Raw genomic sequence first — 11,839 nt, 5'->3', positions numbered from 1 at the left:
TCTGCCGACGCACACGTTTGCGTATCATATCAGAAAAAAAGGGCTGGAGTTATCCAGCCCTTCATTTTTACTTACTGAACGCTGCCTGGAAGACAGCGACCAGCGCGTCGTTCTGGCTTTGCGTCAGGGTATGTCCCTTCGGATCGATAAACTGCATACTACTGCGGTTATCTAAATCACCGACCTGCAGTTTATAGTCGCCTGACACTAAACCTGGATCGCTTGCACCCAGTTCCTGCCAGCTGCTATCAGACAGCGGTTTGTAGGTCACAGCGATGCTGCCCTGAGAACGGGTACTGTCGGTCACTTTCATGCCCACTTTCTCAAGCGCTGCCGGCAGACGTTGCCAAACCACGTTGAACGGTCCACGCACCACCAGCATTGGTAAACCCGTGTCATCGGCGGCGCTCTGAACGTCCATGGTGGCTGCAGAGCGGTTCTGCGCGGCATTCGCAGCATCGGTGGCATTCTTATCCAGACCGGCAGAGATAACGTTCATCATCTCAGCGCTGTAACGCTGCATTGATGCCGCATCGGCTACGGGTTTACCCGCCTGCTCAAGGTTAGTCAGTTTCACCGTTACCGCTTGCTGATAGCCCTGCGGTTTAACCGAGATTTGATAACGTCCACGGTACTGCTCGTCTTCATCCAGACGGTTCCAGTCAACCCAGTCGGTGGTCAACGTCTGGCTGGCATCATCACGCTTAGCGATCGTGTAGTTTTTAGACTGAATGACGCTAACGACCTGTGGCCACAGCGTGTTGCCACGACCATTTTCCACCAGCAATGTCGACGTATCACCTGCGATCTGGGTACGAGCGCCAGTGACTAACGCTAACGGCTGAGCCGGTGGGCGAATGTCCAGCGCTTTACCCACGGCACCACTACCGTTGGTTACCGGGATATTATAGTCACCCGACATAACCGGCAGAATCATCCCAGCTGGCGCATGAAGCTCAGCAAGCGGTGCGGCCTCCAGATAGGATTCATCACCGCTCACCTGGCGCTTATAGCGCGAGTCAGAACTACAGGCCGCGAGCAACATAACAAGCGAAACACCCGCAACCTTGGCCAGGCGCGACTTTTGTACTGAGTAAGCCATCAAATCTCCCTAAACTTTACAGCAAACCGGCATGCTTAAGCGCCGCCTTGACGATTTCACGAGCATTGTCCGTGATTGGCGTCATCGGCAGACGCAGCGTATCGGTCGCCACAAGTCCCAACTCCTTACATGCCCATTTCACTGGGATAGGATTGGGTTCGACAAATAGTTTGTTGTGTAACGGCATCAGACGCTGGTTAATCACCCGCGCCTCGGCAAAATTCCCCGCTGCCGCCAGTTTGCACATTTCAGCCATATCACGTGCCGCAACGTTAGACGTTACGGAAATCACGCCATGACCACCGAGCTGCATAAAATCCAGTCCGGTCGCGTCATCACCGCTGAGCAGAATGAAGTCGTCTGAAACCAGCTCTTTGATCTGGTGAACGCGACTTAAGTTCCCCGTGGCCTCTTTAATAGCGATAATATTTTTTACTTTCGCCAGGCGGCCAACGGTTTCTGGCAGCATATCGCAGCCAGTACGGGACGGCACATTATACAGAATTTGCGGCAGGTCAGTATGTTCAGCGATAGCTTTGAAATGCTGGAACAAACCTTCCTGGGTTGGGCGGTTGTAGTACGGCGTCACCGTCAGGCAGCCGACAACACCGCTATCGTTGAAACGCTGCGTCAGACTAATGGCTTCTGCGGTCGCATTGGCGCCGGTTCCGGCAATAACCGGAATACGCCCGTCGGCCAGCTCCAGCGTCATCATCACCACATCGCCATGTTCATCATGACTCAGGGTGGCAGACTCACCAGTGGTGCCAACCGAAACGATCGCCGAGGTGCCGCTGGCGACATGATAATCAATCAGTTTTTTCAGGCTCGACCGGCAGACTTTACCTTTCTCATCCATCGGCGTAACAAGCGCGACAATACTTCCCGTGAACATGGGCCATCCTCTGTGCAAACAAGTGTCTCAATGGTACGTTTGGTACGACAATAAAAGCAAGCGACCAGAGCCGTTCTGATTGTTGTATGCATGTTTTTTTTATGCTTTCCTTATGATTACCTCACCGCTCAAAGGAAGAACAGGTTTGACATCGTCATCGCAACACTATCTGGTCATTACTGCGCTGGGTGCCGACCGCCCAGGAATTGTGAACACCATCACGCGTCATGTCAGCAGTTGCGGCTGTAATATCGAAGACAGCCGACTGGCGATGCTGGGTGATGAATTCACATTTATCATGCTGCTGTCAGGCACCTGGAATGCCATCACCCTGATTGAATCAACCTTGCCGTTGAAAGGCGCTGAGCTGGATTTATTGATTGTCATGAAGCGCACGACTGCGCGTCCCCGCCCAGCGATGCCCGCCACGGTATGGGTACAGGTCGATGTCCCCGATTCTCCACATTTGATTGAACGCTTTACCGCCCTGTTTGACAGCCACCAAATGAATATTGCGGAACTGGTTTCACGCACGCAACCGGCTGAGAATGGAAAGACGGCACAGCTGTTTATTCAAATTACCGCACATAGTCCTGCGTCACATGACGCGGCAAATATTGAAGATGCGTTTAAAGCACTCTGTACAGAACTCAATGCGCAAGGCAGTATTAACGTCGTCAATTACTCACAGCATGATGAACAGGATGGAGTTAAGTAATGAACCCACTGAAAGCCGGTGATATCGCACCGAAATTTAGCTTGCCGGATCAAGACGGAGAACAAGTTAATTTAACCGACTTCCAGGGACAGCGTGTTCTGGTTTATTTTTACCCGAAAGCCATGACACCCGGCTGTACCGTACAGGCCTGCGGCCTGCGCGATAACATGGATGAGTTAAAAAAAGCAGGTGTTGAAGTGCTGGGAATCAGCACCGATAAACCGGAAAAACTTTCCCGATTCGCTGAGAAAGAAGTTCTTAACTTCACGCTCTTGTCCGACGAAGATCATCAGGTTTGCGAGCAGTTCGGCGTCTGGGGTGAGAAGTCATTTATGGGCAAAACCTACGATGGCATCCACCGCATCAGCTTCCTGATTGATGCTGAAGGGAAAATCGAGCATGTGTTTGATAACTTCAAAACCAGCAATCACCACGACGTGGTAATGAACTGGCTGAAAGAGAACGCCTGATTCACGTTTTGCAGAAAAAAGCCTGATGGCGACGCTACGCGTGTTATCAGGCTTTGATCTGCACAAACCCGTAGGCCGGATAAGGCGTTTACGCCGCCATCCGGCAACAACCTCGGTTATTCAAACGTCCCTTTGACGCAGGCTTTTTTCGCTCTGACTACGGTTTTTCCCTTCGCCCACAGGTGATTCACCTCCAGCGCGTCGTTCAGCACCAGAATGTCCGCATCGCATCCCACCGCCAGACGCCCTTTATGCTCCAGTCCTAAAAACTCTGCCACCGTACGCGTCAGCGGACACAGCGCCTGTTCCAACGGCACAGCATGCACCTTCACCAACTGACGCACCGTTTCCGCCAGGGATTCAAACCCCGCGACGCCAATCCCGGTGAGATTACCTGACTCATCAAATTCCGGCTGGCTGCCGTTGCCGTCCGAGCTTAAGGTAATGCGCGACAGCGGCACATTTTGGCGCAGCGCCGTGGCAATAGCCGTGGCCGGATCAACAGGCTCATCAATGCTGCTGGTAATGTCGATATAACCGCCCTGGCGGGCATACTCCAGTGCCGCCTGGAACAAAGGTTCCGCACGATTAACGTGTGTCGGTAACAGTTTAGTTATCGGCACATCGCAGTTTTCAAGGATCTGATACAACGGTTCCAGCATGCGCGGGCTGTCGCCCATATGGAAAACGCTGATTCCCGGTTTACGCCCCAGTAATCCACCGACGCGCGACTGCGCCGCCATGTTCGCCAGTGCCTGAGTATCTGGTGCTGAAGAACGATGGTCCGAAATCGCACACTTCACGCCAATCACTTTATCGATCAGCGCCACGTCGCGATCGATGCTGCCGGTGATAGTCGGGGAAGGCAGAGAGTACGCCCCGGTCAGCATCCAGGCGCTGATACCTTCAAACTCCAGCGCGCGGGTTTTCGCCAGCAGCGACTCCGGATGACGGGTAATACCATCTGTGCCCAGTAATCCCACCACCGAAGTGACCCCTGCTTCAACCAACCGTGACAAACGCACTTCCGGCGTGCGGGTGTGCGGCCCCGCTTCTCCGCCGCCGCCAATCAAATGGACGTGCTGATCGATAAACCCAGGACACACAATCGCGCCGTCAAGATTGACACACTCACAGCCGGGAAAGTCTTCCAGGGAAATCGACGGCGCGATGGCAACAATTTTGCTGCCGGACACCAGTATATCCTGTCGGCCTAAATCTTCCGGCGCGTACACATGTCCCTGCTGGAACAACGTCAAATCAAGAATTGAACAGTTCATAACCTTCCTTGTCAGGCAATAACCTGCATGACCCAAATAGAGAGCAGTGCATTAATGACGCACACCGCAATAATAAGCGGATAGTAACGAGGATGGACCCCCGCTGTCCCCAGACAACGTCCCACATTTTGCACCGGGTTACCCATCAGGTAGATAGCGGGTAACAATACCGTAGCATCATGTCCCGAAAGCGTACCGGCAACAACCAGGCTGGCGCAAACACCGACGCCACCTCCCATACTCATTACCGCCGCCAGCAGGACGGTGGCAGATTCGCCAGGCAGCCCCCATAGCGCCATAACCGGCTCACATACCCGCCCGACAATCTCGAGCAGCCCCGTCACTTTCAGCGCCTGAATAATCACAAACGCCATCACCACGTTCGGCAACAGGCTGGTTGTTGCTATGGTAAACCCGCGCCGTGCGCCATCGATAAACATATCCATGACGTTTTTACGTACCTGAGTTGTCATCTCATGCCTCCTGCTGCGTACGGCGATTTTCCAACTGCGTAATCCATAAGCGCAGCAGGTTAGCCCCCACAAATTTGAACACGAGGATCACCGCCAGCGGCGTAATCACCGGAACGGTAACCATCGTAAACAGCGCGGCTCCCGAGGAAAAATAGTTGGTAATACAGGCGCTGCCACTGGTTTGCCAGCAGGCAAAAATGGCACGTTCCTGTTCAGTGATAATGCCCTCTTCAGCCATCTCTTTCGTCATCCCGGCCGCGGCATCGGTATTTTGCAAATTCGCGATCAGCGCCAGCGAACAAACACCTGGAATGCCGAGTAACGGGCGCAGGACAGGTGTCATCAACTGTTGTGCGGCGCGCAATCCACCTAACCCTTCGGTGACGGAAATAATCCCCAGAGAAAGAATGACGGAAGGTGCCAGCTCCAGTGCGAATAAAAAGCCATCTTTAGCGCCCATACCACCCGTGCCGCGAAAAGAGATCGCCGTATCGCCTGCCGCATTAACTTTCCCAAACGCACCGTTGAGGACGGTGAAGTCAAAAACCCGCCACCATTCGGTACTTTTCGCAAACATGCCGGAAAAAAGAATTATTGTAATTAAAAAAGCGAGATAACCGCCCCATCCCACCTTTTGCTGCGTGTGTGTGTTGTGACCCATTTTGTTCTCCTGTTGGCCTTATCCTTGCGTGACGAAAAGACATCACGTTGGTCAAGTTAAAGACAAATGCGGAGAAAAACGACACCAGAGGAGATTATTCAGAATGTGTGGATAGAGGTCAGACAAGTTCAGTTCCGGCGACATTGCATCGCCGGAGTTTGCAGATTAAGGTTCGTCAACGGCCTGACCGTCAGGCCAGGCATGCATGACGGCTTTGATGAGCGTCGCCAGAGGAATCGCAAAGAATACGCCCCAGAACCCCCATAGCCCGCCAAAAATCACGACCGACAGAATAATCACCAGCGGATGCAGGTTAACGGCCTCGGAGAACAGTACGGGGACCAGCAGATTACCGTCCAGCGCCTGGATTATCAGGTACACGGCAAAGCAGCTCCAGAATTCGGTGCCAAGCCCGAACTGGAACAACGCCACCCCAACGACCGGGATCGTCACCACAAAAGCGCCGATATATGGGATCAAAACCGAGAACCCCACCAGCACCGCCAGTAGCAGAGAATAGTTAAGGCCAAACAGCAGGAATCCAAGCCAGGTCGCCACACCAACCACCACCATTTCCAACACTTTACCGCGGATATAGTTGGTGATTTGCTGGTTCATCTCTTTCCATACCTGTCCCGCCAGCCCGCGATTACGCGGTAGCACCCGGCGCACGGCGTTCAGCATCTGGCCTTTATCTTTGATCAGGAAGAACACCATCAACGGGACAAGCACCAGATAAACCGCCAGCGTGAGTAATCCGACCAGGGAGGCTAACGAATATTTCACCACCGAATCCCCCATGGTGAGCATTCGCGAGCGCATATTCTCCGCCATCGCATCAATAATGCCCGCATCCATCAGCGCCGGATAACGTCGTGGTAAAGTGGCGGCAAAATCAGATAATTTATTGAGCATACCGGGCATATCGCGGATCAGGTAGATCCCCTGCTGCCACGCGACGGGCATCACGACAAACGCCATCAGCAGCAAAATGCCGACAAACACCACCAGCACGATTGATGTCGCCCAGCGCCGTGAGCAGCCGATATGTTCCAGCCGTACAGTCGGCCACTCAAGCAGGTACGCCAACACAATGGCGACCAACAGCGGCGCCAAAAGACCGCTAAAGAAGAACAGGATGCCAAAACCGGCAACCAGAATAATTAGCAGGGCGATGGCCTCGGGGTCGCTAAAGCGGCGGCGATACCATTGCATCAACATTTCGAGCATAAAACCCTTCCATGAACCCAATAGCGGGATTGCGATCCCGAATTGTATCGAAATGTCACAAAAAAGACTTCGCTTTTTATGGCTGATTACGCAAAGTGAAAAGACATTTTCCTGGGTGTTCATCGTCAGGTTTCGCAGTTAAACTTCCTAAGCTTGCGGAGTGTGAACGATACTTCACGGCATTGGTCAAATGGCTATCTCAAAAAAGAATACAGGACAGAGGTTATGTTCAGGCAGTTGAAAAAAAACCTGGTTGCTACCCTCATTGCCGCACTGACCATCGGTCAGGTTGCGCCCGCATTTGCTGACCCCGCGGACACCCTGCCTGATATGGGAACCTCGGCAGGGAGTACCCTTTCCATAGGACAGGAAATGCAGATGGGCGATTTTTACGTACGCCAGCTGCGAGGCAGCGCGCCGTTAATTAACGATCCGCTGCTGACCCAATATATTAATAGTCTGGGGATGCGTTTAGTTGCACACGCCGACTCGGTAAAAACGCCTTTCACCTTCTTTTTAATCAACAACGATGAAATCAATGCCTTTGCCTTCTTTGGCGGCAACGTTGTTTTGCACTCCGCCCTGTTCCGCTATTCCGATAACGAAAGCCAGCTGGCATCGGTTATGGCGCACGAAATTTCCCACGTCACGCAGCGTCACCTGGCGCGTGCGATGGAAGATCAGAAACGCAGCGCCCCGCTAACGTGGGTCGGTGCGTTAGGCTCCATTTTATTAGCGATGGCCAGCCCCCAGGCGGGTATGGCGGCGCTGACCGGTACGCTGGCGGGTACGCGCCAGGGAATGATCAGCTTTACGCAGCAAAACGAACAGGAAGCGGATCGCATCGGTATTCAGGTACTGCAACGCTCGGGTTTCGATCCCCAGGCCATGCCGACGTTCCTGGAAAAACTGCTCGATCAGGCTCGTTATTCTTCGCGTCCACCGGAAATTTTGCTGACCCACCCCCTGCCAGAAAGCCGTCTGGCAGATGCGCGTAACCGCGCCAACCAGATGCGCCCGGTCGTCGTCCAGTCTTCAGAAGATTTTTATCTGGCCAAGGCGCGTACCTTAGGCATGTATAACTCTGGCCGCAATCAGTTGACCGATGACTTACTAAGTAACTGGTCGAAAGGCAACATACGCGAGCAACGTGCGGCGCAGTATGGCCGCGCACTCCAGGCGATGGAAGCCAGTAAATACGACGAGGCGCGTAAAGCGCTGCAACCATTGCTGACGGCTGACCCTAACAATGCCTGGTATCTCGACCTGGCAACGGATATCGATCTCGGACAGAAGAAAACCGGCGACGCTATTAATCGCCTTAAAAATGCTCGAGACCTGCGAGTCAACCCGGTACTGCAGCTCAATCTGGCAAATGCGTATTTACAGGGCGGACAAGCCAAAGAAGCAGCCAATATCCTGAATCGTTATACGTTTAACCACAAGGATGACCCTAACGGCTGGGATTTGTTAGCGCAAACGGAGGCCGGTCTCGGTAACCGCGATCAGGAACTGGCGGCTCGCGCGGAAGGGTATGCCCTTGCAGGGCGTCTGGATCAGGCGATTTCGATGCTCAGCAGCGCAAGTTCGCAGGTTAAACTAGGAAGCCAGCAGCAGGCCAGATACGATGCCCGTATTGACCAGCTACGCCAGTTGCAAGAGCGCTTTAAACCGTATACGAAAATGTAACAGGAAAAAAAATGTCAGACGCGATTAAAATCTACCATAACCCACGTTGTTCCAAGAGCCGCGAAACGCTGGAATTACTGAAATCCAACGGCGTGGACCCGGAAGTGGTGCTGTATCTGGACACTCCGGCTGACGCCGCAACCCTGCGTGAACTGCTGCAGATGCTGGGGATGTCCAGCGCGCGTGAACTGATGCGCCAGAAAGAAGATCTCTACAAGTCGCTTAACCTGGCGGACAAAAATTTGAGTGAAGATGCGCTGATTCAGGCCATGGTAGACAACCCGAAACTGATGGAGCGCCCAATTGTGGTGGCCAAAGGCCAGGCGCGGATTGGACGTCCGCCGGAGCAGGTACTGGAAATCGTCGGTTAAGCTGAAGCCAGCCGCAGTCTTTTCGGCTGCGGCGTTTACAGTTTCAAAATCTCTTTTACGAACGGAATGGTCAGCTTACGCTGGGCGGTGATCGATGCGTGATCAAGCTGATCCAACGTCATAAACAGCGTACGCATTTCCCGATCCAAACGTTTAAGCAGGAAACGTCCCACATCTTCCGGCAGTTCAAACCCACGAAGTCTGGCGCGTAATTGTAACGCCTGCAGCTTATCTTCATCAGAAAGCGGCTGCAGCTTGTAGATTTGTCCCCAGTCCAGGCGCGAAGCGAGATCCGGTAACCCCAGATTGAGCTGCCTGGGTGGGCGATCGCCGGTGATCAGCAATCGCGTTTTTCCCGACTCCAGAATACGGTTATAGAGATCAAAGATCGCCATTTCCCACAGCGAATCACCGGCCACACATTCGATGTTATCGATGCATACCAGCGATAAATGCTCCATACCGTCGAGCACCTCGGGAACAAACCAGGTGCGCTTATCGAGCGGCACGTAGCCTACCGCGTCGCCGCGTGCAGACAGTTCCGCACAGGCTGCATGCAGCAAATGACTACGGCCAGCGCCTTCACGCGACCAGAGATAAATATACCCGCTATGTTCCTGACGCAGCACGTTTTGCAGTGCAGCCAGTAAAGAGGAGTTATCCCCCGGCCAGAAACTTGCAAACGTTTCGTCGTCAGGAAGATAAAGTGGCAGAGAGAGCTGTGCCGGTGTGTTCAGAGATACCTCAACCCAGGATTTCATAAAATCGCGTTGAGTTTAACACAGAAATACGTCGCGATAGAACCGGGCAGCGATGCCACCCGGTCAGAGACTCACTGTTGCGGGCTGTCTGCATCTTTTGCGTCGAGCACCACTTCTTCCGGACGCAGCAGGCTGATGACTTTGAAAATCAGGCTCAGGCAGACGCCGACAATGGTCGCCAGCGCCATACCTTTCAGCTCTGCGGCACCGATATGAACTTTCGCCCCACTCACACCAATGATCAAAATGACAGAGGTCAGGATCAGGTTCTGAGCTTTGTTGTAGTCAACTTTTGATTCGATCAGTACGCGAATACCGGAAGCGCCAATCACGCCGTACAGTAACAGCGATACGCCGCCCATGACCGGCAGTGGGATGATCTGAATCGCCGCCGCCAGTTTGCCCACACAGGAGAGCAGGATGGCAAAAATCGCGGCGCCGCCAATAACCCAGGTACTGTATACGCGGGTAATCGCCATGACGCCGATATTTTCGCCATACGTGGTGTTCGGCGTAGAGCCGAAGAAACCGGAGATCACCGTAGACAGACCGTTGGCGAACATGGAACGATGCAGGCCAGGATCGCGAACCAAATCTTTTTTCACGATATTTGCCGTCACCACCAGGTGTCCGACGTGTTCAGCAATAACCACCAGCGCAGCAGGCAGGATGGTCAGAATGGCAACCCATTCAAAACGCGGCGTGTAGAAAGTCGGCAGCGCAAACCAGTGCGCCTGGGCAATCGGCGTAGTGTCCACGACGCCCATCACAAAAGAAAGTGCATAACCGGCTAACACCCCAATCAGAATCGGGATAATCGCCATAAAACCGCGGAATAGTACGGAGCCAAATACCGTCACCGCCAGCGTCACCATTGAGATGATGATGGTTTTCGAATCCGGTAATTGCCCTTCGGCAGGCAGTAACCCCGCCATGCCTGCGGCGACGCCCGCCAGTTCCAGGCCGATGACGGCAACGATTGCGCCCATCGCCGCCGGAGGGAACATCACATCCAGCCAGCCGGTGCCTGCTTTCTTAACGATGAAAGAAACCAGGCAGAACAGCACGCCGCACATAATGAAACCGCCCAGCGCCACTTCATAACCTAACGGCAACAGCAGCAGCACCGGAGAAATAAACGCAAAGCTGGAACCGAGGTACGCGGGGATTTTACCCTTACAGATAAAGAGATACAGCAACGTACCAATGCCGTTAAACAGCAAAACGGTAGCCGGGTTGATGTGGAACAGGACTGGCACCAGTACCGTTGCGCCAAACATGGCGAACAGGTGCTGTAAACTAAGCGGGATTGTCTGTAAAAGCGGCGGTCTTTCACTTACCCCGATAGCACGGCGCGTCATAGTGTTTTCCTCTGAGTGTTGTTTGTTATTAGCGATTAGGTTGTTGTATTCAAAAAAAAGCCGACTCTTAAAGTCGGCTTCTTTTCACTTATTCGTTTACTTGGTACCAAAAATCTTATCGCCGGCATCGCCAAGCCCCGGAATAATGTATCCGTGCTCGTTCAGCCCCTGATCGATGGAGGCCGTGTACAGCTCAACATCCGGGTGCGCTTTTTCCAGCGCCGCGATACCTTCCGGCGCCGCAACCAGCACCAACACTTTGATGCTGGTGCAGCCTGCATTTTTCAGCAGGTCAATAGTGGCGATAACGGAACCGCCGGTCGCCAGCATCGGGTCAACGATCAGCGCCATACGCTCATCGATGTTAGAAACCAGCTTCTGGAAATACGGAACCGGCTCCAGCGTTTCTTCGTTACGGTACATACCGACAACGCTGATACGCGCGCTCGGAACGTTTTCCAGTACACCTTCCATCATACCCAGACCGGCACGCAGGATTGGCACAACGGTGATTTTTTTACCTTTGATTTGGTCTACTTCAACCGGACCGTTCCAGCCTTCAATGGTCACCTTTTCGGTTTCCAGGCCTGCGGTTGCTTCATAAGTCAGCAGGCTGCCAACTTCCGAGGCGAGTTCACGAAAGCGTTTAGTGCTGATATCGTTTTCACGCATCAGTCCCAGCTTGTGTTTGACGAGTGGGTGTTTGACTTCCACGATCTTCATACTCTTCTCCTTTCCTCAGACGAGTGGCAACCACAAAAAAAATCGCCGGATTATACCGCTTTTCGTCTCTGGCGCAACACTGCATCCGCTTGATATGGATCAACC

General features: G+C 53.3%; 13 protein-coding genes. 4 read left to right on the top strand and 9 right to left on the bottom strand.

Annotated elements, in window-relative coordinates; genetic code table 11:
* Nucleotides 1-67: 67 nt before the first annotated feature.
* Together bamC and dapA are read right to left on the bottom strand one after the other, a co-directional pair.
* On the bottom strand, nt 68-1,102 hold the full coding sequence (bamC, locus tag FDW96_RS23325) for an outer membrane protein assembly factor BamC (protein ID WP_038642564.1): 1,035 nt from the start codon (nt 1,100-1,102) through the stop codon (nt 68-70).
* A 16-nt stretch (nt 1,103-1,118) separates the two neighbouring features.
* On the bottom strand, nt 1,119-1,997 hold the full coding sequence (gene dapA / locus FDW96_RS23320; RefSeq protein ID WP_016153972.1) for a 4-hydroxy-tetrahydrodipicolinate synthase: 879 nt from the start codon (nt 1,995-1,997) through the stop codon (nt 1,119-1,121).
* A gap of 145 nt (nt 1,998-2,142) precedes the next feature.
* Between dapA and FDW96_RS23315 the strand changes: the two genes are divergently transcribed.
* Together FDW96_RS23315 and bcp are read left to right on the top strand one after the other, a co-directional pair.
* Complete coding sequence (locus FDW96_RS23315; RefSeq protein WP_038642566.1) at nt 2,143-2,715, top strand: glycine cleavage system transcriptional repressor; 573 nt, start codon at nt 2,143-2,145, stop codon at nt 2,713-2,715.
* Nucleotides 2,715-3,185 (top strand): thioredoxin-dependent thiol peroxidase, encoded by a 471-nt coding sequence (bcp, locus tag FDW96_RS23310; protein ID WP_038642568.1) that lies wholly within the window; start codon nt 2,715-2,717, stop codon nt 3,183-3,185. Before FDW96_RS23315 ends, bcp begins: the two co-directional genes overlap by 1 nt.
* A gap of 116 nt (nt 3,186-3,301) precedes the next feature.
* Here bcp and iadA read toward each other — a convergent pair whose 3' ends face one another.
* From iadA to FDW96_RS23290, 4 genes are all read right to left on the bottom strand, one after another.
* Nucleotides 3,302-4,465, bottom strand: a complete 1,164-nt coding sequence (gene iadA, locus FDW96_RS23305; protein WP_137349342.1) for a beta-aspartyl-peptidase — start codon at nt 4,463-4,465, stop codon at nt 3,302-3,304.
* 11 nt (nt 4,466-4,476) lie between these two features.
* Entirely contained in the window at nt 4,477-4,938 is a 462-nt protein-coding gene (locus FDW96_RS23300; protein WP_003037948.1) for a YjiG family protein, read from the bottom strand.
* Between the two features lies 1 nt (nt 4,939).
* On the bottom strand, nt 4,940-5,599 hold the full coding sequence (locus tag FDW96_RS23295) for a nucleoside recognition domain-containing protein (RefSeq protein ID WP_061382181.1): 660 nt from the start codon (nt 5,597-5,599) through the stop codon (nt 4,940-4,942).
* Between the two features lie 165 nt (nt 5,600-5,764).
* Nucleotides 5,765-6,829 carry an AI-2E family transporter gene (locus tag FDW96_RS23290; RefSeq protein WP_006683504.1) on the bottom strand — a complete coding sequence of 355 codons (1,065 nt, stop codon included), beginning with the start codon at nt 6,827-6,829 and terminating at the stop codon, nt 5,765-5,767.
* Nucleotides 6,830-7,054: 225 nt separating this feature from the next.
* On the opposite strand from FDW96_RS23290, the gene bepA reads away from it, so the two are divergent.
* Nucleotides 7,055-8,518, top strand: a complete 1,464-nt coding sequence (gene bepA, locus FDW96_RS23285) for a beta-barrel assembly-enhancing protease (RefSeq protein ID WP_137366381.1) — start codon at nt 7,055-7,057, stop codon at nt 8,516-8,518.
* 11 nt (nt 8,519-8,529) lie between these two features.
* The gene (gene arsC, locus FDW96_RS23280) at nt 8,530-8,889 is read left to right on the top strand and encodes an arsenate reductase (glutaredoxin) (RefSeq protein WP_042306866.1); all 360 of its coding nucleotides are present in this window, start codon (nt 8,530-8,532) and stop codon (nt 8,887-8,889) included.
* 35 nt (nt 8,890-8,924) lie between these two features.
* Here arsC and FDW96_RS23275 read toward each other — a convergent pair whose 3' ends face one another.
* The 3 genes from FDW96_RS23275 to upp all read right to left on the bottom strand — a co-directional run bounded on the left by FDW96_RS23275 (nt 8,925) and on the right by upp (nt 11,734).
* Nucleotides 8,925-9,626 carry a DnaA inactivator Hda gene (locus FDW96_RS23275; RefSeq protein WP_211924219.1) on the bottom strand — a complete coding sequence of 234 codons (702 nt, stop codon included), beginning with the start codon at nt 9,624-9,626 and terminating at the stop codon, nt 8,925-8,927.
* 95 nt (nt 9,627-9,721) lie between these two features.
* On the bottom strand, nt 9,722-11,011 hold the full coding sequence (uraA, locus tag FDW96_RS23270; RefSeq protein WP_042306864.1) for a uracil permease: 1,290 nt from the start codon (nt 11,009-11,011) through the stop codon (nt 9,722-9,724).
* Nucleotides 11,012-11,107: 96 nt separating this feature from the next.
* Nucleotides 11,108-11,734 carry a uracil phosphoribosyltransferase gene (upp, locus tag FDW96_RS23265; protein WP_003835110.1) on the bottom strand — a complete coding sequence of 209 codons (627 nt, stop codon included), beginning with the start codon at nt 11,732-11,734 and terminating at the stop codon, nt 11,108-11,110.
* Between the last annotated feature and the right edge of the window lie 105 nt (nt 11,735-11,839).

Origin of the sequence: Citrobacter sp. TBCS-15 (assembly GCF_005280815.1) — a bacterium.
GTDB classification, from domain to species: domain Bacteria; phylum Pseudomonadota; class Gammaproteobacteria; order Enterobacterales; family Enterobacteriaceae; genus Citrobacter; species Citrobacter werkmanii.
The sequence above is the reverse complement of the archived record's forward strand: the minus strand, read 5'-3'. Positions and strand labels throughout refer to the sequence as shown.